This window comes from Aquimarina spongiae (assembly GCF_900141785.1).
GTDB classification, from domain to species: domain Bacteria; phylum Bacteroidota; class Bacteroidia; order Flavobacteriales; family Flavobacteriaceae; genus Aquimarina; species Aquimarina spongiae.
The window spans coordinates 520,013-544,843 of sequence record NZ_FQYP01000003.1 but is presented as its reverse complement, the minus strand read 5'-3'; the positions used below and the strand labels follow the sequence as shown (position 1 = coordinate 544,843).

General features: G+C 36.3%; 22 protein-coding genes. 7 read left to right on the top strand and 15 right to left on the bottom strand.

Translation table 11 applies throughout. The annotated features are described in order from the left end of the window. Positions 1-66: 66 nt before the first annotated feature. On the top strand, positions 67-4,200 hold the full coding sequence (locus BUE24_RS09720; protein WP_073315798.1) for a G8 domain-containing protein: 4,134 nt from the start codon (positions 67-69) through the stop codon (positions 4,198-4,200). Positions 4,201-4,327: 127 nt separating this feature from the next. Here the strand turns inward: BUE24_RS09720 and BUE24_RS09715 are convergent, their stop codons facing one another. Genes BUE24_RS09715 through BUE24_RS09705 form a run of 3 tightly spaced genes read right to left on the bottom strand, consistent with a single transcriptional unit; the run spans position 4,328 to position 7,496 of the window. Next, entirely contained in the window at positions 4,328-5,281 is a 954-nt protein-coding gene (locus BUE24_RS09715) for a YybH family protein (RefSeq protein WP_073315797.1), read from the bottom strand. Positions 5,282-5,295: 14 nt separating this feature from the next. Beyond that, positions 5,296-6,246 (bottom strand): YybH family protein, encoded by a 951-nt coding sequence (locus tag BUE24_RS09710; RefSeq protein ID WP_073315796.1) that lies wholly within the window; start codon positions 6,244-6,246, stop codon positions 5,296-5,298. Continuing rightward, positions 6,243-7,496, bottom strand: a complete 1,254-nt coding sequence (locus BUE24_RS09705) for a Cif family virulence factor (RefSeq protein WP_073315795.1) — start codon at positions 7,494-7,496, stop codon at positions 6,243-6,245. Before BUE24_RS09705 ends, BUE24_RS09710 begins: the two co-directional genes overlap by 4 nt. Before the next feature lie 273 nt (positions 7,497-7,769). Here BUE24_RS09705 and BUE24_RS09700 point away from each other — a divergent pair, with 273 nt between their 5' ends. The 6 genes from BUE24_RS09700 (at position 7,770) to BUE24_RS09675 (ending at position 14,347) form a co-directional block, all read left to right on the top strand. After that, on the top strand, positions 7,770-8,837 hold the full coding sequence (locus BUE24_RS09700) for an alpha/beta hydrolase (RefSeq protein ID WP_170864581.1): 1,068 nt from the start codon (positions 7,770-7,772) through the stop codon (positions 8,835-8,837). An 81-nt stretch (positions 8,838-8,918) separates the two neighbouring features. Continuing rightward, entirely contained in the window at positions 8,919-10,046 is a 1,128-nt protein-coding gene (locus BUE24_RS09695; protein WP_073315794.1) for a sensor histidine kinase, read from the top strand. Between the two features lie 11 nt (positions 10,047-10,057). Then, complete coding sequence (locus BUE24_RS09690) at positions 10,058-10,777, top strand: LytR/AlgR family response regulator transcription factor (RefSeq protein WP_073315793.1); 720 nt, start codon at positions 10,058-10,060, stop codon at positions 10,775-10,777. 299 nt (positions 10,778-11,076) lie between these two features. Next, a complete protein-coding gene (locus tag BUE24_RS09685; protein WP_084549470.1) occupies positions 11,077-11,835 on the top strand; it encodes a DUF547 domain-containing protein in 759 nt (252 codons plus the stop codon). A 201-nt stretch (positions 11,836-12,036) separates the two neighbouring features. Then, entirely contained in the window at positions 12,037-12,942 is a 906-nt protein-coding gene (locus BUE24_RS09680) for a transporter (RefSeq protein ID WP_073315792.1), read from the top strand. Between the two features lie 19 nt (positions 12,943-12,961). Next, positions 12,962-14,347, top strand: coding sequence for a cytochrome-c peroxidase (locus BUE24_RS09675; RefSeq protein WP_073315791.1), 1,386 nt, complete (start codon positions 12,962-12,964; stop codon positions 14,345-14,347). Between the two features lie 74 nt (positions 14,348-14,421). Here the strand turns inward: BUE24_RS09675 and BUE24_RS09670 are convergent, their stop codons facing one another. The 12 genes from BUE24_RS09670 to BUE24_RS09615 form a co-directional block, all read right to left on the bottom strand. Further along, the gene (locus BUE24_RS09670; RefSeq protein ID WP_073315790.1) at positions 14,422-14,967 is read right to left on the bottom strand and encodes a hypothetical protein; all 546 of its coding nucleotides are present in this window, start codon (positions 14,965-14,967) and stop codon (positions 14,422-14,424) included. A 53-nt stretch (positions 14,968-15,020) separates the two neighbouring features. Continuing rightward, positions 15,021-15,404 (bottom strand): hypothetical protein, encoded by a 384-nt coding sequence (locus tag BUE24_RS09665; RefSeq protein WP_073315789.1) that lies wholly within the window; start codon positions 15,402-15,404, stop codon positions 15,021-15,023. A 129-nt stretch (positions 15,405-15,533) separates the two neighbouring features. Further along, on the bottom strand, positions 15,534-16,664 hold the full coding sequence (locus tag BUE24_RS09660; RefSeq protein WP_073315788.1) for a type II secretion system F family protein: 1,131 nt from the start codon (positions 16,662-16,664) through the stop codon (positions 15,534-15,536). Between the two features lie 2 nt (positions 16,665-16,666). After that, positions 16,667-17,131, bottom strand: coding sequence for a PulJ/GspJ family protein (locus BUE24_RS09655; protein WP_073315787.1), 465 nt, complete (start codon positions 17,129-17,131; stop codon positions 16,667-16,669). Then, a complete protein-coding gene (locus tag BUE24_RS09650; protein ID WP_073315786.1) occupies positions 17,128-17,442 on the bottom strand; it encodes a hypothetical protein in 315 nt (104 codons plus the stop codon). Before BUE24_RS09650 ends, BUE24_RS09655 begins: the two co-directional genes overlap by 4 nt. Next, positions 17,430-18,665 carry a hypothetical protein gene (locus tag BUE24_RS09645; protein ID WP_139241958.1) on the bottom strand — a complete coding sequence of 412 codons (1,236 nt, stop codon included), beginning with the start codon at positions 18,663-18,665 and terminating at the stop codon, positions 17,430-17,432. Before BUE24_RS09645 ends, BUE24_RS09650 begins: the two co-directional genes overlap by 13 nt. A gap of 29 nt (positions 18,666-18,694) precedes the next feature. Further along, the gene (locus tag BUE24_RS09640; RefSeq protein ID WP_073315784.1) at positions 18,695-19,165 is read right to left on the bottom strand and encodes a hypothetical protein; all 471 of its coding nucleotides are present in this window, start codon (positions 19,163-19,165) and stop codon (positions 18,695-18,697) included. 5 nt (positions 19,166-19,170) lie between these two features. Continuing rightward, on the bottom strand, positions 19,171-20,112 hold the full coding sequence (locus BUE24_RS09635; RefSeq protein ID WP_084549469.1) for a hypothetical protein: 942 nt from the start codon (positions 20,110-20,112) through the stop codon (positions 19,171-19,173). A 3-nt stretch (positions 20,113-20,115) separates the two neighbouring features. Continuing rightward, the gene (locus tag BUE24_RS09630) at positions 20,116-20,871 is read right to left on the bottom strand and encodes a hypothetical protein (protein ID WP_139241957.1); all 756 of its coding nucleotides are present in this window, start codon (positions 20,869-20,871) and stop codon (positions 20,116-20,118) included. Between the two features lie 12 nt (positions 20,872-20,883). Further along, positions 20,884-21,402, bottom strand: coding sequence for a hypothetical protein (locus BUE24_RS09625; RefSeq protein ID WP_139241956.1), 519 nt, complete (start codon positions 21,400-21,402; stop codon positions 20,884-20,886). Further along, the gene (locus BUE24_RS09620) at positions 21,386-22,597 is read right to left on the bottom strand and encodes a hypothetical protein (protein ID WP_073315781.1); all 1,212 of its coding nucleotides are present in this window, start codon (positions 22,595-22,597) and stop codon (positions 21,386-21,388) included. Before BUE24_RS09620 ends, BUE24_RS09625 begins: the two co-directional genes overlap by 17 nt. Further along, positions 22,597-24,816, bottom strand: a complete 2,220-nt coding sequence (locus BUE24_RS09615) for a type II secretion system protein GspD (protein ID WP_073315780.1) — start codon at positions 24,814-24,816, stop codon at positions 22,597-22,599. The genes BUE24_RS09620 and BUE24_RS09615 overlap by 1 nt, the downstream gene beginning before the upstream one ends. Positions 24,817-24,831: the final 15 nt, after the last annotated feature.

Below are 24,831 nucleotides of genomic sequence, written 5' to 3'. Positions count from 1 at the left end.
CTAATTCTTAGCAATGAAGAATTGTACAAGAGTATCAATTGTTTAAGCTTTTAAAACCATCAAATCATGAAAAACTCAATAAAAATCGACCGTATCGTGTTGGTTACCATACTGATACTGCTTGTTCTAGGAGTTTGTAATCTTTTTGCCAATTATCCTAAAGAAACTACTATCGAAGTAGCTTCGAAATATGATTGTGCTTCACCGCCTATCAGTTTGGCAACAATCAGTCCTGTTAATTCAGGTTTTTGGAATCAGGCCTCTACATGGCCCAATGGCATAGCGCCAACGGCAAATGATGACATCCTTATTCCACCAGGAATAGATGTGGTCATGTTGGGGACCTGTAAAGCAAGAAATATTACAGTACAAGGAAAGCTTAGTGCAGTAAATTGGCAAGCAGGAGGTGCCTGGATTGATTTGGAAGCCAGAAGTATTGTGGTGGCCAATGGAGGAACTATGGAAATAGGTACAGAGGATCAACCCTATATTGCGAATAAGAATGCATCAGGTATACGTTGCCAAATTACACTTACAGGACCAAAAAATACGAACTTGGGAGCTTCTTACAAGGCAATTATGATACAAAACGGAGGGGCTTTAGAGTTGCATGGGAAGAATAAAAAGAGCTGGACTAATATCGCCATCACTGCTAACCCAGGCGATACCCAAATTACCTTGAAAGAAACCGTAGATTGGGAAGCAGGGGATATGATTGCTTTGACTTCTACAGCCTTGGCAACTGCAAATGGTAAACAATGGGAACAAGTGGATCAGGTAGAGATTGCATCCGTTAATGGAAAAACAATCACTCTAACGACACCACTCCAGTATCAGCATATAGGAGGTTCTAAATCATATACCAGATCAACAGATGGTAAAACCTGGGATGTAAACATTCAAGGAGAAGTAGGTTTGCTTTCTCAATATATAAAAATTCAAGGTAGAACAAGTGATAATGATGGTTTTGGAGGGCATATCATGTTGATGAAAGGTTCTGTTTCACATTCAGAGAATATTGAATTGTATAGAATGGGACAAAAAGGAGTATTAGGACGTTACCCTTATCATTGGCATTTAAATGAAGATCAATCACAAGGGAGTTATCTACGAAACTCCAGTGTGCATAAATCATTTAACAGAGCGGTTACTATTCATGGAACTGACTATGTAACCGTAGATGGGGTGTTTGCGTATGATCATATTGGTCATGGTATCTTCTTAGAAGATGGTGCAGAGCGTTTTAATACCATAAAAAATAATGTGGTTTTTGTTACGAGAAGGCCAAAGAACGGTGAAGAACTAACTCCATCTGATAACGAGGCTAACGAACCGCAAAATAGAACCCCAGCTTCTTATTGGATTACTAATCCAAATAATTATTTCGAAAATAACGTAGCTGCAGGTACTGAGGGGACAGGGTTTTGGTTCGCCTTTCCAGAAAAACCAATGTTTGATTCTGGCAATTTGTCCTATTTCCAAGGTGTAAACCCTTCAACCGAACCATTGGGGAGATTCGATGGTTTTGTGGCTCATACGTGTATGACAGGTTGGGATGTTTTTGATAGATTGAATCCTGATCACTCTATAAAAAAGAACTTTGGGTGGGATGTAAACACAAGACAATTGATTAAAGATGGTTTGTTTTATGGAAATGACCAGGCATTATATAGCGGGTTGGGTGTAGGCGGTATCAATGAAAACACTGTTTTCTATAACTGCGCCTTCAGTGATAATAAAACGGTATCTATGCTTGCTGGGGATCTAACCATAGAAAACAGTCTTTTTAATGTAGATACAGATCTCGGAGTATTTGATGGAGTACGAGAATTTTTTAGATTTTATGATGGTCCAGGAAGGCATATTGACTGTCATTTTGAAGGATGGAATCGTTCTAATGCAGAAATGATTAAACAAATTACAGGTGGAGGAGCTACAGAGAATTTCAATCCTATATTCCGTGGAACTACCAAAGGGTTTTCAGAACCATTCCCGTTTAGATTTTTTCCTTTACCTAATGCCGATAACACTAGAGCAAGAAAAACTGGTCAGTTTTTCAAAGACTATGACGGAGGATTAACAGGTAAAGCTAATACCACGTTGATTAGAGATATTGCATTTCTTAGAGATGGACATGAGTATCGACATCCTTCTTGGAGAAATGCTGCTCGATCTGATTATTTCTTTGCGGGATTATGGCTTGCAGGTATTAATTCTAGTGGGACTAGAATATCGGTAGTGCGTTCTAAATCAGGAACAGAGGATGTTTGTTTCTACGAGTCTGGAAATGCATCTTCGGGGACGTATAAATTTCCAACAATTGTTAATCAAGGGTTTACCTATACCTATTATCTAGACCGAGCACCATCAAATAAAAGTATCCATCTGATATGGAATAGAGGAGATGCTGGAGATTTGGCATTCGTACTTTTTAAAGGCTTGGGAAAATTGGGAAATTTTAGAGTAAGAGGTCATAATTTTAATCTGCCACGTCTCAATTCTATATCGGCAGTTGAGAATGCTACTAATAACGCCTATTTTATTGCAGGAAATGGAGATGTATTCCTTAAGCTTAGAAATCTTGGAGGAGATAATAGAACCAATATTTTCTTTAACTGGGATAATAATGGAAGTTTTCAACCGGCTACTCTTCCTTGTACAACGAATAATTTAGATGGGATTACTGCTTTGGATAGTGATGGAGATGGAAGACCTGATATTGTAGAAACAGAAACTTGTGGTGATCCAAACAATGCTTCAGATTTAAACTTTGAATTTAGTAATACCAACGAGAGTTTTGAGCAATTTAATACCGCTGCAAACAATACAAGTGGTGATGAGTTTTGGTTGATAAGAGCAGATAATTCCAATGATCCTTTTATCGTAAGGAATGGTTTGAAATTTAAAGGAAATCAAGTCCCTCAATTAAAAATTAGAACGAAGTCTGAAGCTGCAGGTGCCTTTCAGTTATTCTGGGCAACTACAGATCAACCCAATTTTGCTGCCACACGATCTGTAACTGTTGCTCCGCAAACGACTAATGTTTTCGAAGAACTCATTTTTGATATGAGTACTATCGATACCTGGATGAGTAAGACCATTACCAAAATTCGGTTGGATTTCCCACCGGATCCGTCTTCAGCAAGTCATACCTGGATAGACTTTATACACGGCCCTAATGCCTCAAACATTCCATGTGATTACACACCGAATATTGTATTTGCTAGTCCTACGAATAACCGATTACAGGAAGGAGAAGATTTGGGAGTAATCGTTGCCGTTACAGATGGCAATGTTTCCAACATTAAACTCTATCTTAATGATATTTTGGTAAGACAAGAAAATGTAGCACCTTATGAGTGGGGTACTGCAAACCCAGGCCAAAATGATACAGTATTGTATAACCTTACCACGGGGACCTACGAACTAGAGGCAGATGTTACGACTGTTGATGGTCTTATTACTTCTATTTCCAAAACAATTGAAGTTCGAGGAGAAGGGAACCCGATTGTTCACTTACGAAAACGTAATGCTACTAACTATGCTCTAGATGGAGGAGTTGGGGGAGCACCCAATCAGAATGTAAACCTATGGCAAGCAAATCCTAATAATGTGAATCAGCAGTGGGTCGAAATAGATCGTGGGAACGGGTTTTATTCGTACCAAAAAGTGAATACCAATTATTGCATGGATGCAGGGGATAGTGGAGCAAGAAACCAAGATGTAAAACTCTGGGATTGTGAGACCAATAATTACAATCAACAGTGGCGTAAAGTGCGTATTGCAGATAACATTTATCGTCTTGAAAAGCGCAATGCTAATGGGTTTTCTATAGATGGGAATAATGGTGGAGCAAATGATCAACAGACATATTTGTGGGATAGCAGTGATGCGAATCAAAATCAGCATTGGATATTCGAAGTAGTTGGCGAAGATAAATCGGGGGTTGAAGATCAAAATGTAGTAATCCTATTCCCGAACCCAGTGCATAATACTTTGTTCATATCAGGAAATAATGCGAATAGATTGGTTAAAATATATGATCTATTAGGCGCTTTAAAAATTGATCAACCTTTGGATGAAAATGAAAATAAAATCGATGTTAGCCAATTACCTAAAGGGATCTACATGGTTCGAATAATTGATTTTAATAATCTGGGAGCTAATTCGATGATGTACAAGATTGTAAAAACAGACTAAGCACTCTTGTTGTCAAATCAGTCTGTTCTTTTTTTAAGAGTTCAGGAAAAGCAAAACAAGCCGTAACCTCAAATATAGAATTTGAGTGCGGCTTGTTACTTGCATAAAGTTTATTTCACATTAACTTCTAATTTGTATCTGGTAGATGAAACCCTATCAATCGATGCTTTTTTAATGTGCAATCTTCTTCTCTTCTCCAGAATATGGTATTGGTTCCTTCTGTTTTTCCGGAGAAATCGGGAACCGTCCATTCTACATAGAATTTAGAGTATTTGATAAATCCATTGTTTACTTGGGTATAGTCATAGGTTGATATACTTATACTATCTATGGTAACCGGATGTCCGTAGTATCCTTTATAATATTCTTCCAAATTTTCTCTGCCTTCGATTACTGTATTTGCAAAGCGATAATATTTACAATCTTCAGTATATGTACAAATTACTTTTTCAACATTTCGCTCTCTTACATGCTCTTTTCCAAAGGCATCGTACGCTTGTAACTCGGGGAGTATCTTTTTTCCATTTCTGATATCAGGACCTGGTGCTTTTTCCTGAATCTCCTTCACTAGTATTGGCACAAGATCTGCTACTTTATGAGAGTACCCAAAAGATTCGGATTCTAGCCGTAATTGCCCGTCTTCAAGAGGTTTCCAGACGTTCCAGTATTTTCCGTGTAAGGGCTCCATATTCGTACAGGTTTTTTGAAAAGTACCAATTTCCATAATACGATTCCCAAGATCTAAGATTTCGGTAGTTTCTTTGGTGTAGATAGTAACATCTTGTTTTTGAAAGATATTTGAATAGTAAATTTCAATATTGGAAATACCATCGATGATGGGATGATAATCAGTAAGTAAGAGTGCGTCATCGGTATATATCTGTTTTACACTACTGAAGTCCTTACTCTTGGCGGCATTGATTAATTTTTTATTCAAGGTGTTGATCTTTTGATCTAGCTCGCTATTCGTATTTGTGTTCAGGATAGCGATCTCTTCAGCTTCGTTATTTGTGTATAACATAGGCGAAAAAGAAGCGATAGTGCAAATCAAAACTAATAAGATAATTGTAATTCGTATCATTTTGAAAGGTGTTTTTAGTGATTTTGTGGTGAGCGAAATCCGATAAGACGATGTCTTTGTAAAAAGCCATTATTGTCTTTTTTTAGGTATACCAGGCCTGTCCCTTGGGTTATTCCGGAGAAATTTGGGACAGTCCATTCTACATAAAATTGCGTATAGGATAGGTAGCCATCTTTTACCTTATGGTAGTGGTATGGCTTTACTTTGATAGAGTCGATGGTGACCGGGTTACTGTAATAATCGGTATAGTATTTTGCGATCACATCAAAACCATGAACTTCTTTTTTGGCAAATCGATAGTAGGTAGCGTCTTGGGTAAATAATTTCATTGCCTTATCCGGATTTCGTTCTTTGGAATGCTCTTCAGTTAATCGATAGTAAGTCCTGATCTCTTTGGGTATGGCTTTAATGTTTCTAGAGGTTTTGATAGAGGTATTGTTTTTCAATGCTTCTACCACTAATGCGCTTTGGTTTGGTGTTTCATGACTATACCCAAAAGATTCAGAGGTTAATTGCAAAGAACCATCTGGTTGAGGTTGCCAGACATTAAAATATTTTCCGTTTTGAGGTTCCTGATTTTGGAAGGATTTATCGAATATTCCAATTTCTAGAATACATTCACCCAGATCAATGATCTCGGTAGTGGTTTTGGTATAGGTGGTTAACTGTTGTCTGCCAAACAGTGCTGTATAAAATTGGGTGATGTGGGTTCTCCCATCAATGATTGGATTAAAATCAGTGAGTAATAATGCATCTTCTGCATAGATGTGCTTTGCTTTGTCAAAATCCTGAGTTATCGCTGCATCAATTAGTATTTGATTTAACTCATTTATTTGAGAAGTTAATGAACGAGAGGTTTTCTTAGTCTCCAAAAGGGAACTTTGATGCTCTTTCTTGGCTTTTACATTGGTACATGATAAAAAAATACCTGATACAAGTATAGCTAGGATAATTATGGGTTTCATTTTGTTTGTGTTTTAATAGGTGAATGATTGTAGATGACTTTCCATATTTTTAAAGAATGATCTTCTTGTCGTTTGAAAACAAAAAGATTTTTGGTTTCAAAAGGAACAGTATTGCTCGTGTCTTTTGAGGTAAATGTTCCGGTAACTTTGCCCCGTACAATAGCGATTTCTGGATATGAGTACAGATCAACGATTTGATGTTGCATGACCACATTTCCATAGGTATTTTGTTTTTCTAGATAGGTCCTTAATTGCTCTTTGGCGGTGATCACGTCGTTATCTGGTGCCATATGAACTAGATCATCGATCCAAACGTTTAATTTTTCCGAGGCTTTCAGCGTATTATCGTCTAGTGTTTTAAAGATTGTCTTTACCTCACTAGTATCTTTGGGATGCACCATAGATAAAGAAGAAGATTGATCTATTCTCACAAAGGTTCCTCCATAAAAATTCCCGGTAGGTTGATCATTTGCATCAAACTGGTTAGATTCTAACAAGTATTCATTTTCATTGATCCAGATATAATTGTATACTCTATAAGTTCCCTCTGGCTCACCCTGAAAAGAAACCTTGAGCTGGATATCTCCATTTTTGGAAAAACGACCATCACCTACACCATTACGAAAAGGCAAAAAATTAGATAGATGCTGTATTTTTTGGGTATCATGATTGTATCCCCATAACACGTGTCCTTTGGCAGATGTAGCTTCAATAACGCATAATATACTAGTGTCTGTATTCACTTCTTGACAGGTCGTGATATGCCCTGGGATTTTTAATGTGGTTATGGTCTCCTCAGTATTTCCTTGTTGCCATAAGTCATCTTTTAAGGTCCATTTCCCAACGAACTTTTTAAATGGGTTTCGTGGACGTTTGATGTATTGAAAGTCATGAGAAAAGTTGTGGGTACCTCCCGGTTTTAAAGTGATTTTTCTTGCATCCTCAGCTTCCCATTCAAATCCGTTGAGAGCGTATTTAAAGTAGACATCGGTATTTTCAGTAATTTCAAAGTCCAGACAAACCGTATAAATCCCATCGGTATTTGTGTCGGTAAGTGGAATACCTTTTACCCAGGATAATGGTGGCACGCTCCCTCGTATTTCTAAGTTCAATACTGTGTCTTTGGCTCTTTCGGTAATTGATTTGGTTTGTAATTGAAGGGAAAGCGTTGTGTTTTGTTGCCCGTAAAAATGATTAGGTAACATTAAAAACAAAAGCAGAATAAATAGGTTGAATGACAAAGTGTTCATCTAAGTTTTTTATTGGTTCGAACTCAAATTAACAGCAAGACTTACTGCAAACAAAAAGGGATTGACCAACGGTTGTAAAAGCTGTATCAACGATATTGTTTGTCCATTTTGGATTCAAAATCAGTGATTTAATTCGTCAATATGACGTTTGTTTACAAAATCGTGTCGTTGGTCAATATTTTGAGGGCTTACCTAATTCTGAAATGCGTACCATAGCCTTAATGGGTACATTTAACTGTTTTTTGATACTATAAACACTAAAAAATGAATAGTATGAGTTTCAGAATATTACTAAACCGTTTTTGTTTTTTGTTGATTTTTATGTGCTGCATAACTATCCCAGCCCAGGATGCAATGAAAGGAAGTCTTGAGGTCAAAACACTAGAGTCTGAGTTTTTGAAAGAGAATAAAATCGGTATCGATGTAAGGAGAAATCTTCAGGTGTATCTTCCGCCCGATTACATAATGTCTAATCAAAAGTATCCTGTTGTTTATTACTTGCATAGTATATTCGACAGCCCCGAAGTCATCATCAAAAATCGAAAAGTAACTACACTTATTGATAATAATATTCAGGAAGGTACATCCAAAGCTTTCATTTTGGTGGTCGCTGATTTTACTTCACCAACCTTGGGTAGTTTATTCGAGAATTCAAGTACCAGTGGTCATTGGTTAGATTTTATTACCAAAGAATTGGTGCCTTATGTAGATAAAGAGTTTCGAACAATTGCTAACAAAAACAGCAGGGCTGTGATAGGAGATTTTATGGGAGGCCGGGGAGCTTTAAAATTAGGAATGGCCTATCCAGAGTTATTCGGGATCGTATATGCAATGCATCCTGTTGCTACGGGTTCTGGCTACTTGCCCAGATCTGGGATTGGTGTAGACTGGAGCAAGATCCATTCGGCTACATCTTATGATGATTTGGTAGGTACAGGAAGAACTCAAATTTTCGCCAGTATTTGTCAGGCGTTTTTACCAAACCCCAACCGACCACCTTTGTACGCAGATTTTTTATTCGAAAAACAAGAGGATCAAACATTACATCTGCATCCAAAAAACGTCAGAAAGGAACAAAAGGAATTTCATTTGGATGAAGCTTTAGATCGTTATGCGGTAAATCTGCAAAATCTAAAAGCTATTGCATTTGATTGGGCGCGTTTTGACCCTACTCAGGCACATGTGATTTCGAATAGAAGATTTAGTAAAAAACTGATGGATTTAGGAATTGCCCACGTGGGAGAAGAGTTTGTAGGAGATCCGTGGAATAAGTATTGGGGAAACCACGGGCGTTTTACCACAAGAGTACTTCCTTTTTTAAATGAGCATTTAAGTTTTTAATCCAACCCTTAAAATTGGGTAATCTACCATAAATTATATAATTTCATAGCTAAGAAGCTATAGTGATCGTTACTTAAAAATATGTTGAATTGGTTTTATAAATATAAAATTTACCACCTGGTCTTTTGGATGGTTTATCATTTTGCATGGTGGTCGATATCAGTAGGAGATCCTGTACAAGCTATTGATAACATCTTATTTTCACCCTACACTACCAAGTTTGTTTTTTATGTGGTGTTTCAGGCATTAGCGGTTTATTTTAACCTTTACTACCTAATCCCAAAGTACTTAATAACCGGGAGATATAAAATTTATCTTTTTGCACTTTTTCTCACGATCATGATTACCGCTTCTTTTATCGTAAGTGGTTATTATTTAACGCCTGCCATCACCGGGCTGCCTTTTGAAGAATTGTTTAAGAAACCAACCAGTGCTTATTGGGATCTTTTTAAATCTAATGCATTGTCATCTACTATCGCCAGTATGACCTTGGCAATGAGTATTAAGTTGGGTAAAAATTGGATCGAAACACGAAAAAGAGAACAAGAATTAGAGAAAGAAAAAATAGAAACGGAACTCAAGTTTTTACGATCTCAATTTAATCCTCATTTTTTGTTTAATACCATCAATTCGATTTTTGTATTGATTCACAAAAACCCAGATAAAGCATCCGATTCATTAGCTAAATTTTCTGATCTGCTACGGTATCAATTATATGAATGTAATGCATCAAAGATTTCTGTAGAGCAAGAACTCAATTACCTTAATAATTTTATAGAATTGGGTAGTTTACGTTTGGACAATAGTGTGCGATGTGATTTCAATTTACCACAAGCTACCAATGATCAATTAGATATTGCGCCATTTATTCTGATGCCTTTTATCGAAAATGCGTTTAAACATGTTTCCCAAACCCATTTGCAAGACAATTGGATTTCTATTCATATTACTATAAATGGTTCCAGTCTCTATATGGAAGTAAGCAATAGTGTGGCCCAAGTTCATAACAATACGGATGTCATAAAAAGTAATGGTATCGGATTAGTAAATGTAAAGCGCAGATTGGCCCTGATTTACCCAGATCTGCATGTACTAGAAATTTCAAAAGAATTAGATAAGTATAAACTTCGTTTGCAAATTCAATTGGATACCACCAAAGAGTTAGAAGCCTATCCGGAAGTAAGAGAATTATCTTTTAAAGTATCGTAATATAAAAGTTGATGATAATACAATGTGTAATAATAGATGACGAACCTTTGGCAAGAGAATGTATTGCCAACTATATACGAGAAATTGATTTTTTGAAGTTGGTTGGAGAAGGGAATAACCCTGTACAACTCATCGAACTAATGGAACATCAAGAGATCGATCTTATCTTCTTGGATATCCAAATGCCGGTAATGAATGGAATCGAATTCTTGAAAATTACAAATCAAAGACCTTCAGTAATTCTTACTACGGCGTTTCCTAATTATGCCCTAGAAGGGTTTGAGTTAGATGTTATGGATTACCTGCTAAAACCGATCACCTTTAATCGGTTTTTTAAAGCAGTAAAGAAAGTATGGGAGTTTAAGCAAGTTCAAGACGCATCCGCAAATAAAACATCCAAGGCAAGTGATATCGATTATTTCTTTGTGAAAAATGATAAGACCTACGAAAAGATCTATGTAAAGGATATCTTGTATGTAGAGGCTATGCAAAATTATATTGCTTTTCATACCGTAGATGGTAAAAGACACTTAGCGCTGATTACTATGAAACAGGCAGAAGAAAACTTGCAAGGAAATAATTTTATACGCGTACATAAATCGTTTATCATTGCAGTTGATAAGATAAAATCTATAGCCGATAATAAAATCAACATCGCTTCTATGCAAATTCCAATAGGTAGAAACTACAAAGCACAATTGATGGAAATCGTGCAAAAAAATAGGTTTTAAAATTCTCTTCTCTCCCTTTTGTTAAGGAAAAAGAATATTTTATTTGATTGAAAACCAGAAAATTAAAATAGATTTTCTTTTGACGAAATTCCGTTTTATGATTTTAGAAATGATCAAACAATGGTTTTACAGTAAGTAAATTACAATTTATTGTTATAAAACCACAAAATGTTTACAGATATCACCGTAATGACCATAAAACATAACTGTTTAACATTTTTTTTTATAAATTAGCTTATATATGTTAGAGAAATCATAATTCTGTAACATAAACTATTAACCCCCAAAATAACTAACAAATGAAATCTCTTAAAGCTAACCTTTGGATTATATTCCTGTTTCTATTTAGTAGTATTTATTGTCAAAAAGAAGTTGTAGATCATTCTTCTTGGGATCAAATTTTAATTCTCAATGTTACCGACGATGGCCTTGTGGATTATGATGGTGTGACTAGTATTGCAGTCGTTTTTTACACGTATTTCAGATCTCTTCAAACGATTTCTCCAAAAGAGAATTGGAGTAGAGAAGAGAAACTAGCGTATTGGCTCAATGTATACAATGCTACCGCTATGAAAATGATCATAGACGAATACCCTATCAAAACCATTAACGATATTGAAAATCCCTGGAAACGAAAAGTATTCAAATCTCAAAATGTTAGGTATAGCCTAGATGATATTGAACACGATATTTTGAGAAAATTTGGAGATCCTAGGATTCACTTTTTACTCAATTGCGGTTCTATGTCCTCACCACGTCTGTGGAACAGAGCGTATACCAGCGCCAATATCAATGAATCGCTTGAGGAACGAACACGCGAATTTATCAATGATCCGCAACGAAATCAGATCAATTCTAGTGTAGTTCGAATTTCTGAATTATTTAAATGGTACGAAAAAGACTTTACTTCTCAGAATGTTGATGTGATCGATTTTATTAATCGTTATGCCAATGTCAAGATTAGTAAAAATCTAAGATTAACAGATAGGAATTATATAACCTATGATTGGAGTCTTAATAAAAACAATAATAAAACACCGATCACCAGTAACAACTAAAGTTACCCCTTTTAATCGTTCTCTTTACAATTTTACTGAAAAATTAGTGTCCAAAAACACCAGGATAAGAGTCTTTTGTGTGTAGAATGTTGGTTTTTGGATCTAGGTATACTTTGTTCCTGTATCTATTTTAGATTAGGATTCTCAATACCTATTAATCACAAGAGTAGAACATACTTTTAAAACCTAAATTATACAATTATGTTACATCTAATCCAATCAAAACAAGCCATCTGGATCCTGTGCTTTTTAACGATTTCATCGGTATCCGCACAGACTCTTATCAATGGTTTTTTTCCGAAGAAAAATGACCTTACAGTCGCTACATCCTATTCGTACAAAAGTTTCGATAACTTTTACAGAGGGGAGAGCTTGTCCAAAAATAATCCGATGAATATGGGAGAAATTACGTCTTCTATTGTAAGTGTGTATGGAGAGTACGGAGTACTGGATTGGTTATCAACTACCATCAATGTGCCTTATATCTCTATGGAAAATGAAGAAGGCGTTCCTGATCCTGTGTTACAAGAAAGTCAAGTTTCAGGAGTACAGGATTTGAGCCTGTTCATGAAGGCAAAGATTATAGATAAACAATTCGATAATTCGACCAAGCTCGCGATTGGGGGTGCTACAGGAGTTACCTTGCCTGTTGGAGGATATGAAGAAGCAGCAATATTGTCTTTGGGTAGTGGAGCTACCGCTTTTGATGGTTGTGGTTTTATTCAATTGGCAACAGCATCAAACATTTTTGTCGAGTTACAAGCGGCATATAGCCTAAGAAATAATTCTGATTTTGAAGTTCCCAATGCCACGATCTATAGCGCTAAGCTAGGGTACTATAACAAGTGGTTTTATGCACATGCCAAAGTGGGGATTCAAAATTCTTTGAGTGGATTTGATATTGGATCTCCCGAATTCGTAGCAGCAGGAGGACCAGCAGCACTGCCTGAAACAGAAGTGGATTACACCAATTTCTATTTTGATCTATATGTACCAGTGTACAAAAATAGCATCGGTATTTCTTCTGGATATACGGTGAATATGAATGGAAGGAATTATGACAGAGCTTCTGCCATTTCTCTTGGTTTGGTATATAAAGCAAATTAGTAAGTAAAAACTTTGGCGTATGAAAAAATTATACTTTTTGATTTTAGTGGTAGTACATTTCTCTTGCGAACCGGAAGAGTATGTTTCTTTGGATGAAAATCAAGGACAGAACCCGATCGTCTCCATAAAAAATGGAAATGGGAATGGGTTAGATAAGAATCTGACAAAAGCTCTAGAGGATGCTTCGGGAGGAATTGGAGCACCTTTTTTTACACTCCCGGATAGTGATGACTTTAGCAATATTCCTCAAGATCCTTTAAACCCAATTACTGTTGAAAAAGTAGAACTTGGTCAGTTGTTATTTCATGAAACTGCTATGGGAGGCAGTCCCAAGGTGCCTTCGAATCTATTTACGTACTCATGTGCATCTTGCCATCATGTAGCTGCAGGATTTAGTGCAGGACTCCGACAAGGAGTAGGAGAGGCAGGCCTTGGATTTGGAATAAATGGAAGAGGAAGAATCATTGATCCAAATACTGCAGTCGATTTAGTGGATATTCAGCCTATTCGGTCTCCAACGGTATTGAACGTGGCTTATCAAGACGTGATGCTCTGGAACGGGCAGTTTGGAGGTACGGGAACCAATGCGGGTACAGAATCAAGTTGGACTAATATACCAGAGAACTTTTTAGGATTTCAAGGAGTAGAGGTACAGGCTATCAAAGGTCAAGGTGTACATAGATTACTGGTTGACGAAAACTTTGTAAATACCTTTGGGTATAAACAAATGTTTGATGATGCTTTTCCTGATGTGCCAGTAAATGAAAGATACTCTACCAATACCGCAGCTTTGGCAATCGCCGCTTATGAACGTACCGTACTACCCAATCAATCACCTTGGCAACAATGGTTAAAAGGTGATACTAGTGCATTAACCAAAGAAGAAAAACGTGGTGCTATGGTCTTTTTCGGGAAAGCGAAATGTTATGAATGTCATACAGGGCCAGCTTTAAATGATAAAGGCTTTCATTCGTTTGGGATGGGAGATTTTGATAACTCAAGTCTTGCCATTGTGGTTGATCCTGTAGGTTTTGAGAATGTGAAAAAAGGAAGAGGTGGATTTACGCAAAATACTACGGATGATTTTAAGTTCAAGACTCCAACATTATACAATTTAATAGATCACAGATTTTTTGGTCATGGAGGAACCTTTACAAGAATTAGAGAAGTAATTCGATACAAGAATGAAGGAATTGCTCAAAATAGTGAAGTGCCAGTTCAAAACCTTGCTTCGCAGTTTGGGACAATAAACCTAACTAAGAAACAGATTGATAACCTGACATTATTTATAAAGAATAGTTTGCGAGACCCAAATTTGATTCGTTACGCACCTGTTGCGGTAAACTCTGGAAATTGTTTTCCAAACAATGATCCACAGTCTAAAACGGATCTGGGTTGCAATTAACGATGCTAGGGGAAGTAGCTCTGAGAGGGTTTGCTTAGTCATTAGACCAAAGTGGGCCCTCTCTTTCACATATTTTATAAAGATACCCCAACAATTACACCAATTCCTATACCTCCCAACGCAAAAAGAAATTTTTCGAAAGCACTCTTTCTGCGTTGTCTTTTGGTGTTTTTGTCCACAATCTCCAAACTGTTGGATGCTTTTTCTAGACTATTCAATGTATAGTCCAATGCTTTTTGGGTATTGGCCAAGGTCGCTTGAGTACGCTTGTAAATTTCTAAATCCAGACTGTCTGAAGCTTGAAAATTGATTTTTAGTTTACGCTCCAAATCAATGTTTCTTCGCAAGGTCTGCGAATATTTTTCGATAAGATCCTTAGTCATTTTATCTTGATCCAAGGTACTTAAATATACGTTTCTTAGTGCGGTAAAGGATTTTACATTAACCAGGTATACATCAGAGGTCCGAAAAAGATATAAACTATCTTGTTTTACCTGTAATGGTTCGCCTACGCGATCCGCATACGAACTTGGAATTTCAATAACTTTTAGCGAATCAGTATCTTGTCCAAAAGAAAAAGAAGATAGAAACAATAGAGAAAGAACGACTAATTTTTTCATGACTTGTGTTTTTAGAATATCGTATAGAATGTGGTGAGTAATAAAAGAAAGCATCAATCCAGCCCCAAAAGACCATCAACAATGGCTCTGTCCTTGGCAAGTTGATCATTTACAAGCGTTATCGAATCTTTAATGCGTTGTAATTCTTCCCAATCTTTGGCATTTTTTCGTTTAAAATCCAGAATCAAAGAATCTCTTTTATGAATAATTAGATCTTTTTGAGCCTTCATTTTCTCAAATTCCTTTTTTGAGCTTTCTAGCTCAGCTTTGGTAGTGGTGACTATTTTTTTTGAAGTGTCCAGCTCTTCTCTGGCTCTGTCTAATTCTGACTTGATAATTTTCCAATTAGAGCCAGAACTGAAGGTCATGTACCCGATTATGACCAAAAATAAGAGTGCTACAATCTGAAGAATTGTATTGGTGTTGATACTTTTCATTTATGTTATGTTAAGAGTTACCTTGTTGTATTCCAATTACACTCTTTTGGGCTTACGAAAAGTTAAGTAAATGTAAGTATTTTATTTTTTTATTATCAAGGAAAACAACCCTAATTTTTAGGGGCGTTCCTATCCAATTACGCTACTGAGTCTGAACATTGGTAAATACATCGCAATTAATATTACCCCTACTATAATCCCTACGATAATCGTTAATAATGGATTAAGTACATTCGAGATCACTTGAGATTGATGTTTCACCTGTTGGTTGTATTGCTCATTCAGTTTCTGAAAAATAAACTCGGTCTGATTGGTTTCTTCTGCCACACGAACCATGGCAATCATTTTCTTATCAAAAACAGGGCTTTTTGCAAAAGCGACACTTAGTTTATCTCCCGCGATTACTGCTGTGTTTGTTTTGCGCAAACCTTCTTGTAGCGGGTAGAAGTTGATCATGTTTTTTACCAGATTAATACTGTCTACCATAGGTACTTTGGCGGAGGTTAGTAAAGAAAGGGCTTGGGTAAACTGCGCCATATATATTTTTCTGAAATAATTACCCAAAATTGGAAGCTTGATTTGAATACTTCCCAAAATCTTTCGAAACCATGGTTTTTTTGATACCAAGATTATACTTCCAATTACTGTCAATAAGAAGATCAAAAGCACCCAGCCATTATCGGATACAAAATTTGAAAAATTGATAATCCCTTCGGTAATATCGGGTAAATCTACCTTGTTTTGTTTAAAAATATCAACGAACATGGGTACCACATACCGCAGCATAAAAAAGATCACGATAAGTGCAGTACACAATACAATAATGGGATAGGTAAGGGCAGATACAATCTCTCTTTTCAGATCATTTTTTCTTTTGTAAAAGTCACTTAGTTCTAGTGTGATTTGTGCCAATTGTCCAGTCTGTTCTCCGATCTGGATTGCATAGTATTCGTAATCGCTAAAGTTGCTATTCTTTTTGATGATTTCTGAAAAAGAACTACCGGCAACAAGTTGCGATAACATGGTTGCCATCAAATCACGATCTTTAGCCTTTTTTTGTGTTTCTGAAAGTAATTCGAGTCCACTTTTCAGATCAATACCGGATTTTAGTAAGATGTTAAGCTCAGCATACCATTGTTCTTTTTTCTTATTCGAAAAAGCATTTCCGAATAAAGAAATTTCTCTGGTTAGGATCTCAGAAATATCAAACGAATCCTCGCTTATTTTTTGTTTTTTGGTATCTGTTATCTTTATCCCCATACTTAAAAATGAATTGTAGGATCATTGTGCTTGAATACAAAAATCTGATGTAGTCGAGCAGTATTGTCAAAGGTAAGCTTAATTGCGTCAATGGATCCAGAATTTACGGATGCTCCTTCAAAAAGAAATGATTTTTCTTTTAGATTTACCTTAAAGGATTGCTCGTTTGTTACAATACTATCTCCCATAAAACGATATTGTTTTTGATGTATTGGAGAGGACAAAACCAGGACTTCTTCTCTTGCAAGCCATTGTGCGTTTGTATATCGATTAAAGTCAATGGTCAATGCCACCTCTAGCGATTGCAATTCTGATTTTTGCGCATAATTATCTTCAATACTTCTCATATTGTGTTGTACTAGGTTCAGGATAGAAAATGCCAATCCAGCAACAATAGCTGATATTACAATAACTACCATGACCTCAGTAAGTGTAAATGCTTTTATTTTACCACCCAATTTTTTCATTCCACATGTATTCGTTTAAGGTGTTCAACTCCTTCTTTCCTATAGGTGATAATAGTGGTGTTTTTTTGATTGATCACTTGTATCTCCCAATCGTTATAATCCTCAACATACGGGAGTTTAATTTTTTGATGAATCGTTAAGTAATGCAATTCTTTGATCCTATTGTTTATACCACTCTGATCTCTTTTGATATGGTTATTAAAAATATTATTGAAACTTAGACTAGCGATCATAAATACAATAATAATCAATACCGAGGCGGTCAACGTCTCGATAAGTGTGGCACCTCGTATTTTTTTTAGTATAGCCATTGTGCAACAGAATTAGAGGTGTTTTCAAAAGGTAATCCTGCGTAATTCGGGATGGGGTTGGTCAATATTTTGCCGTTGTAGATATGATTAAGATAAATCGAACCCGATTGATTGGCAATGAATTGTTGTGTATATACTGCTCCTCGTACAATACCTTCAAAATCCATGCTGCCCTGGCAATAGATCTCCCCGATTACTTCGGTCCCAGGCGCCATTTTTAAATGAGTTTTGATTCGATTTTGAGTACTTGTGTGTTTTTGTAGGTAAACAACACTACCTTCTATCAATGTACCTTTATCTATGCTGAAATCAATATCTCTATTTTGAGTATTGTAATTTTGGGTAGGAGAAGGCCTGGTCTGATCATAAAAAGCAATGGTCGAAGGGTAATTGAAATAGCAATTTTTTCCAATCGTTAGTTTTTGAGAAGCAAACAATTGCATTGTACCTTTGGTATTGTCTTTTACTATAATTTTTGGAGCAACCAGTATTACGTTTTGTAGGGTTGCTGTAGGTTCTACAACGATTGCCGTATTGGATTGAATAATTATGTTTCCAGCAATTTTTTCGTTCCCCAAAACAATAGTAGAGGGACTTATAATGATTTGACCAGAAGTATAAAAACTATTTTCGATGTCTCTTTCCAAAGTAATGTTATCCAGATTGTCGATAAAGGATCCATTGCTTAAAGACTCTAGGTAAGAGATCCACTCTTTTTTTAATTGTGGCAAAGTGGTTTTGCTTTCAAACACGCTACCATAATACAATCGAGATCCTTGGTAATAATTTCCAGAGATATTTCCGGCTTTTAATCCTTGTTTTGGGACATAGGCATTTCCTTCAATTCTGGTATTTCCTACCACTACTAATGGCGAATTGGTATTCGCTAAATACAAATTTGCAGAACGATCCGTTCTTGCAGTACCTACCAAAGCCGATTTGTGCACTTTTCGGTTATGAGACTGCACTTGAGCATACACTTTGGTCCAGGCTCCATAAAAATTGGAATTCAATTTCAATGTTTTTTGCTGTTGTTCACTGGATATAGTGTCTCCGGTTTTCAAAGAATCACCTAGGGATTGCAAGATGTGTTGATTTGCAATTTCTGAAGCTTGAATCAATTCGTTGGACTTGATTTTGAAAAAAGACTGTACATGGGTGAGTAGTAAAAATGCCCCCAGGATCAAAGCGATAACTACTGAGATCAGCAATGCAAATTGCATTGCCTGAGCCTTTATTTTTGTATTAGGTTTCAATTCAAGATTTCAAATCGTTTGCTCTTTCCTTTGTATTGTAATTGTACCCATGATTTGTTCCCTCGGGTCAATTTCACCTCTTCAACCCTATCATTTCGTTTCATCAAATGATCAGCTCCATTAATTTCTACAAGATAAATTGCCGTAGCTCCACCACCACCAGTTACTAAACCTTTGTATCGAATAGATGGCCAGGTAATCTCTGTTTTTACAGTTCTGGGAATCCTCTTTTTTTCAACAACTTTTTTGGGTTTATAAATGGTACCCAAAAATGGGTCGCGTTCTACGGTACTTATGGTGAAAAGTTCACGTTCTTTATTTTCAACTTTAGAAAATGAAAATGAAGTTGTATTCACTGCTATCGGATCATCATCAGAAAACGCATCAGTAATTTGATAGACGATGGCTCCCCAGATAAAAACCACCAGCGGTAACAAAACATACAATCCCTTTTTACCTTTTAACATGACATTTAATTTATAGTAAATCTAAGTGTTGTACTATTTGCACTTTCATTTTGCGCTTCATCAAATGCTTTCAAAAACCAATAATACGTCTTGCTTGCTTCAAGAGTGATTTCTGAAGGTGACGTAATCCGATCTTTGGTGACTAGTTGAGTTAAAGCCTGATCTTCAAAAATATAGATACTGTCAAATTCTACAGAACCCTGTACCGCTTCTCTGGTCCAGCTAAAGGTAACCTCGGTATCTGTTAAGGTCGCATCGTTTGCTGGAGCAGTACCTACAGGTGTATTAGGATCCATAGTGTCCAATGTTAATGTTCGGGTTGTAAAAAGTGTATTTTGTGTTGCATTTTCTGCGCGTACCTGCCATCTTGAGACACCTTCGGGGAAGGTAATCGCTAGAGACGTTTGATTGGTAGTTTCTTCTTGCTGTACTTCATCATCAGTATTGAGCACTCGAATTCGATAGGTGTTGGCATCGGGAACCACTTGCCATGTTAACGTTTGGGCTGCGGTATTTGTAATTAGCTCATTTTCTGGAGAAGTTAGTAGCACTTCTCTAGAAGAAAAATCAGCAGCTTCAATTACACTAAACTGAGCTCCACTATATGCTGTAGCCGAACCAGAATTTTGTGCTCTTACACGCCATTCGTAACTATTCTTCGCTAGAGTAGCATTAAAGTTTGAAGTAGTAACTGTAGTGTCTAATACAATTTGTGCTGCGTTTTCAAAATTGGGTCTAGCTACCTGAAGACGATAAGAAGTAGCCTGATCAACTTCTGTCCAACTAAAGTTTATTGAAGCATCTTCAATCTGCGCTCCATCTTGTGGAGCAATGATAGAAATGATAGCGTCCGTAAGGTCCTCTTCTATAAACGCTTCTTCGCATCCAAACAGGATTCCTATGAATAATAGGGAATATATAATTGGCTTTTTCATCATCTTTTTCATGGTTTATAGTTTAAAATAATCTGTTTTTTCTTTTGCCTTCCGTTCATCCCGATAGGAGTTTTTGGGGCAAGAAGAATTTTCATCAATAAGATCAGAGATAACGATCTTTCTTTTGGAGTTGGCACTCCAGCAAAAATGAGATAGCCGATATCCAAATATAGAAGTCGCCGCAAAATCTATGGTTTTGTAAGACTTGCCTCCTCGAACCAAAGAAATCTGATATTGTTTGTAGCTCTGATTTACTAAAAACACAGCTTCGGCATCCAAAATTTCTTGTATGGATTGTGGTTCGATCGCTAACGAAACTGCAGAAACCAATACAGCATCTTTTTGACTTCCAATAAAATCGGTTACATGGGCATTTGCTTCTTTTTTCAGTTCAGAAAGCAATGTGATCTGATCCAGAATTTCCATTTTCAAGAAGGAAGGTTTGGTGTCTAAGCTATCGATATAAGTAATGTTGTGTTTGTTGCCTCCTGATTGTTGTATATACGTTTTGTAGGTGTTTGAATCAAACTGTACTTTAGAAACCCCTAGACGAATAGCACTTTCGTACTTGGGTAACGCAACTTCTCTAAAATCTGATTGCAGCATTCCGTTGTCCTGCAAACCAATAACACCTATAGCTACGGGTGCAGTAGTCGAGGTGTGCATGTTGGTTTTGTGCACCTTAATACTATGGCAGGATACCAATACTAACATTGCAAATAGCAGTAGAACGTATTTTTTATTGTGATTCATATATGAATATCTTTTCATGTAACTCTTCTTTTAATTTAATCGTTGTAATAAAATATTACATTGTAAATAGGTGCTTCGTGTTCTGAAATTCTTCTTCTTTTCAAACTGCATTTGAACAACATTTCCAAAACTATATTTCTGTTCCAAAGCATAGATGACATTAATTAGCGCCTTGTAATCTCCTTGCAGTGTAAAATTGTAGGTGGTCGTTGTTTTTTTGCTTTCGTCATCAGTAAAAATATGAGGCTCTTCAAATGCGATAATGGTAAAGCCGGATTCGTTGGATAGCGTATTTAATGTCTTTAGAATGTTATTTTGTAATGAGCTTCCTTCTACATTATTTTGTTCTAGAATTGCATCCAGTTGTTTTTCTTTATTAGATAATGCCGCCAATTGTGCTGGAGCCGACTGATAGGCTTGTTTTTGAGTTTCAAGCTTATCAACTTCGCTACTTATTGCAAAAGTTTTGGAAAACCCAAAGCGATATGCAAAAAACAGCATCACTATCAAGCCCGAGACTAAAAGAATATTTTTATTTCGTTGTGTCATCTGCTAAGTCAATGGTTATTTCAAAACTTGAAGTATTATTTGTACTCGTTCCATAATTTATTATGGTTACGGTATTCACGAAATCCAAGTGTTCAATGGTATTTAACCAAACTGTAAAATTGGCTTTGTCGATCGAGGTTCCTGTTACAGAAACTGTATGTTCTTTTATAGATATTGGTTTATCGGCACGTATTGTTTTGGAAATAGGCTGATACGTAAACGATTTTAGTAATACCGAAGTGGGCAGTGATTGTACGATTTGATCCATGTAAAATGAACTTTTAGAAAACCCTGTGGTTAATATGCTATTTACAATCGCTTCTTTGGTAAGCACTACAGATTGCTGCTTTTTGATGCTTTCATTTTGGTTGGTGTATACCTGGATTTCTTCTTGTAACCCTTGCCATTTTTTATATTTCGAATTAAAAACAAAGAAATTGATAAGCAGAGTAATCAACAAAAAGCCTACTCCATATTGTAATGCTTTTTTGAAAAAAGAGACTTCCTGGTACTGCTTTTGTAAATGCGCATTTTTCTCTTCAATATTGCCTGTAATCACAGCTTGTGGTGATAGTGCATCAATAATCAAGGACAATGAGAGTAAATGTGCACTGTTTACTGAAAGTCCATCAATACTATATAGTAACTCTAAAGCGTCGTTTTTTGGCAAAATGGTAACAATCTCTCCATTTTGAAGTTGAATGACACCGCTATTGGTGATCAACTCATCATTTCGGATATAAGTAACTATTGAAGCTGCTTTTAGATTTCCCAAAGAAACATCCGTAACGGTGATCCCTTCTTTTTGATAATTGTCGATCAACTCATCAACATATTGTTTTCTGCATACGGCAACAAAGGATTTATTCTGGGTTTTTAGTACCTGATAATAAAAGTCCTCCAGGTTTAAATTAGGAAAAGCATCAGATAAAACCTCACCATCAGAATTGATGTTGTTTACTTCTTTGACCAGTACATTATCGTCAGTTATCGCCAAACTAACTTTATGCAAACTTTTTTGTAGATCCGGTATGCCTGAAACCTGTTGTGCAGAAAAACTCTTGACAATATCTAGCTCTCCTTTCTTTAACAACACGAGTATGCCTTGAATAGGAGATGAGCCATTCTGACCCGAATGCTCGAGAGCCAAAAAGGTTTTTCCAGTTGGGTTATATGATAATACTTGTTGTATCATTAATAAAATACCGTAGGCTTAATAATTACGTTTAACCTTCTTTTTGAATCTTCCCGTACTCTTTTACTAAAAAGCCATTTGATCACTGGTATTCTTGAGAGTAGAGGTACTCCAGAACCCGAATCATTTTTTACTTTTTGCTCGATACCTCCAAGAATAGCAACATCATTTGCCTGCATACGCATAATTGAAGAGAATCTACGGCTGTTAATATCTGGCGGAGCATCTTCGGCAATTCGTTCTCCACTAAAATTGGACTGGATCACTTGAATATCTAAAGTAATTTGCCCGTCTCCAGATACGAAAGGCTTAAATTCTAGAGCCAATTCGGCATCAATAGGCTGGTAATTTACTATCTCAGAAGTTTGTGGGTTTTGAGAACCAAAAATATTCTGGCTGGTAACCGCATAATACGTGGTTTGACCACTAGACAGATAGGCCTTGTGTCCATTAAGTGTACTCAACTTTGGTGTAGACAGTATCTTGACATTTCCGTTGGTCTCCATAGCCTTGATATCCAGGTAAAAATTAGGAACTACATTCCCAAGGTTTAGGGAACCAAAACCATCAAAACCTCCGATGATTCTATTAATGGTTTGAGCACCCAAAGTGATATTAGCACTTGGGAAAGCTACTCCCTGATCATTTACAGGCTCTTCGCCCAGTCCAAATTCGACTCCGGTTTCTACCGTTGCACTTCGATTGACCTCTAGGATCATTACTTCGATTAGAATTAACGGAACAGGCTTGTCAATATATTTTATAAAGTTTTTGAATTTTTCAACCCTGGTCCCTGATCCGCTTACTACAAAACTGTTGAGTTCGGTGTCAATTTTGATGTCTAAACCTTGCGTAATACTTGCTGGAAAAATTGATGAAATTGAGCCGGCTTCACTACTTTGTGAAGATCCGCTAGAAGTATTTCTTGCAGTATTATTAAGTCTGTTTCGGGAATTTAAATTGTTTTGATTAAATCCGTTGTTTTGATTGTTACCAAAAAAATTGGTCCCTCCGGTTACAAAATTACCGCCACCACCAAAACTGTTTCCGTACGAGGTCGAAGGATTAGCATCGCCAAGCATTGCGATAGATCGATGCATCATTTGTACCAATTCAATCTTCTTTACCGTAAGTTGGTTTTCGGTACCAAAATAGTATACGTTTCCTTCTTTCTTAAACGTAAAATTTGAAGAACTTGGTTGTGGGTTATTTTGAAACCCTTGTGGGTTATTACCTTGATTGTTATTGTAATTTTGAGAATTGTTGTTAGTAGTATTAGTAGTCGTTTCGTTGTTATTACTTTCAAAAATCTTCGTCAATAAATCATCAAAACTTATGGCTTCAGCTTTTACCGTTACATTACCAGCATTCTCTAGTGGTGATGCGGTGAACACATTTAGGTTGAGATCTTCGGTAATATTATAAACCACATCGGCAATAGGTGTGTTTTTTAAATCGACAGAAATAACTCTGTTGATAGAATCAACTACGGTATAATAAAAATTATTTCGATTTCTTCTTGGTCGGGAAGCCCCATTAGGATCATTAGCACCCAGAATAGATTCGAATTCATAAAAACCATCGCGTGTCTTATTGAATTCTAAATTATTGGCCTCTGCAAGCTTTCTTAATGCTAGATCAATAGGGACATCGGTAATGAAAAGTGTTAGGTTTTTTCCGTTTAAATCGGGAGAATACAAAAGATTCTTGCCAGAAATCTCGGTTATTTTTCTAAATACTTTTGGGAGCGGATCATTATTAAAATCTGTAGATAAAGTTTCTCTACTTACATCATAATTGGCAATAATTTCTTTTTCTACAGGAGCTTGAACCGGAGGAGTGTATTTTCGGATAGAAAGAATATTTCCAGTAAAATCAATGTCTAATTGATATTCCTTTGTCAAAAAGATCAGTAGTTCCTGTACACTTACATTATTAAATCCATTAATGATGTTAATGCTACTTAGTTCTTCAGAAACGCTGATATTTATTTTGTTTACTTGAGAAACCGCTCTTAAAAAATTAAGGAGATTCGTATTAGAGATATTAATGTTCACCGGGTCAGATAAAGCTGGAACATCTACAGCAAAAAGTTTTAGTTTGTTCTCTATGGTAGCAATTCGGTTTTGTTCATTAGTTGTATTTGCAGGAGGTTGCTGCGCAAAAGACAGTGCTCCTAAACACAAAATAAAACCGATGATAAGTATATTTTTTTTCATTTTCTATTCGTTGTT

What these genes read in the sequence shown, in the direction of transcription:
- BUE24_RS09710 (WP_073315796.1), bottom strand. Translation starts at nt 6,246, where the DNA reads ATGAAACCCATAATTATCCTAGCTATACTTGTATCAGGTATTTTTTTA.
- BUE24_RS09700 (WP_170864581.1), top strand. Translation starts at nt 7,770, where the DNA reads ATGAGTTTCAGAATATTACTAAACCGTTTTTGTTTTTTGTTGATTTTT.
- BUE24_RS09650 (WP_073315786.1), bottom strand. Translation starts at nt 17,442, where the DNA reads ATGGCTATACTAAAAAAAATACGAGGTGCCACACTTATCGAGACGTTG.
- BUE24_RS09630 (WP_139241957.1), bottom strand. Translation starts at nt 20,871, where the DNA reads ATGAAAAGATATTCATATATGAATCACAATAAAAAATACGTTCTACTG.
- BUE24_RS09685 (WP_084549470.1), top strand. Translation starts at nt 11,077, where the DNA reads ATGAAATCTCTTAAAGCTAACCTTTGGATTATATTCCTGTTTCTATTT.
- BUE24_RS09680 (WP_073315792.1), top strand. Translation starts at nt 12,037, where the DNA reads ATGTTACATCTAATCCAATCAAAACAAGCCATCTGGATCCTGTGCTTT.
- BUE24_RS09655 (WP_073315787.1), bottom strand. Translation starts at nt 17,131, where the DNA reads ATGAAAAAATTGGGTGGTAAAATAAAAGCATTTACACTTACTGAGGTC.
- BUE24_RS09625 (WP_139241956.1), bottom strand. Translation starts at nt 21,402, where the DNA reads ATGACACAACGAAATAAAAATATTCTTTTAGTCTCGGGCTTGATAGTG.
- BUE24_RS09675 (WP_073315791.1), top strand. Translation starts at nt 12,962, where the DNA reads ATGAAAAAATTATACTTTTTGATTTTAGTGGTAGTACATTTCTCTTGC.
- BUE24_RS09690 (WP_073315793.1), top strand. Translation starts at nt 10,058, where the DNA reads ATGATAATACAATGTGTAATAATAGATGACGAACCTTTGGCAAGAGAA.
- BUE24_RS09640 (WP_073315784.1), bottom strand. Translation starts at nt 19,165, where the DNA reads ATGTTAAAAGGTAAAAAGGGATTGTATGTTTTGTTACCGCTGGTGGTT.
- BUE24_RS09705 (WP_073315795.1), bottom strand. Translation starts at nt 7,496, where the DNA reads ATGAACACTTTGTCATTCAACCTATTTATTCTGCTTTTGTTTTTAATG.
- BUE24_RS09615 (WP_073315780.1), bottom strand. Translation starts at nt 24,816, where the DNA reads ATGAAAAAAAATATACTTATCATCGGTTTTATTTTGTGTTTAGGAGCA.
- BUE24_RS09695 (WP_073315794.1), top strand. Translation starts at nt 8,919, where the DNA reads ATGTTGAATTGGTTTTATAAATATAAAATTTACCACCTGGTCTTTTGG.
- BUE24_RS09635 (WP_084549469.1), bottom strand. Translation starts at nt 20,112, where the DNA reads ATGAAAAAGATGATGAAAAAGCCAATTATATATTCCCTATTATTCATA.
- BUE24_RS09665 (WP_073315789.1), bottom strand. Translation starts at nt 15,404, where the DNA reads ATGAAAAGTATCAACACCAATACAATTCTTCAGATTGTAGCACTCTTA.
- BUE24_RS09720 (WP_073315798.1), top strand. Translation starts at nt 67, where the DNA reads ATGAAAAACTCAATAAAAATCGACCGTATCGTGTTGGTTACCATACTG.
- BUE24_RS09660 (WP_073315788.1), bottom strand. Translation starts at nt 16,664, where the DNA reads ATGGGGATAAAGATAACAGATACCAAAAAACAAAAAATAAGCGAGGAT.
- BUE24_RS09670 (WP_073315790.1), bottom strand. Translation starts at nt 14,967, where the DNA reads ATGAAAAAATTAGTCGTTCTTTCTCTATTGTTTCTATCTTCTTTTTCT.
- BUE24_RS09645 (WP_139241958.1), bottom strand. Translation starts at nt 18,665, where the DNA reads ATGCAATTTGCATTGCTGATCTCAGTAGTTATCGCTTTGATCCTGGGG.
- BUE24_RS09620 (WP_073315781.1), bottom strand. Translation starts at nt 22,597, where the DNA reads ATGATACAACAAGTATTATCATATAACCCAACTGGAAAAACCTTTTTG.
- BUE24_RS09715 (WP_073315797.1), bottom strand. Translation starts at nt 5,281, where the DNA reads ATGATACGAATTACAATTATCTTATTAGTTTTGATTTGCACTATCGCT.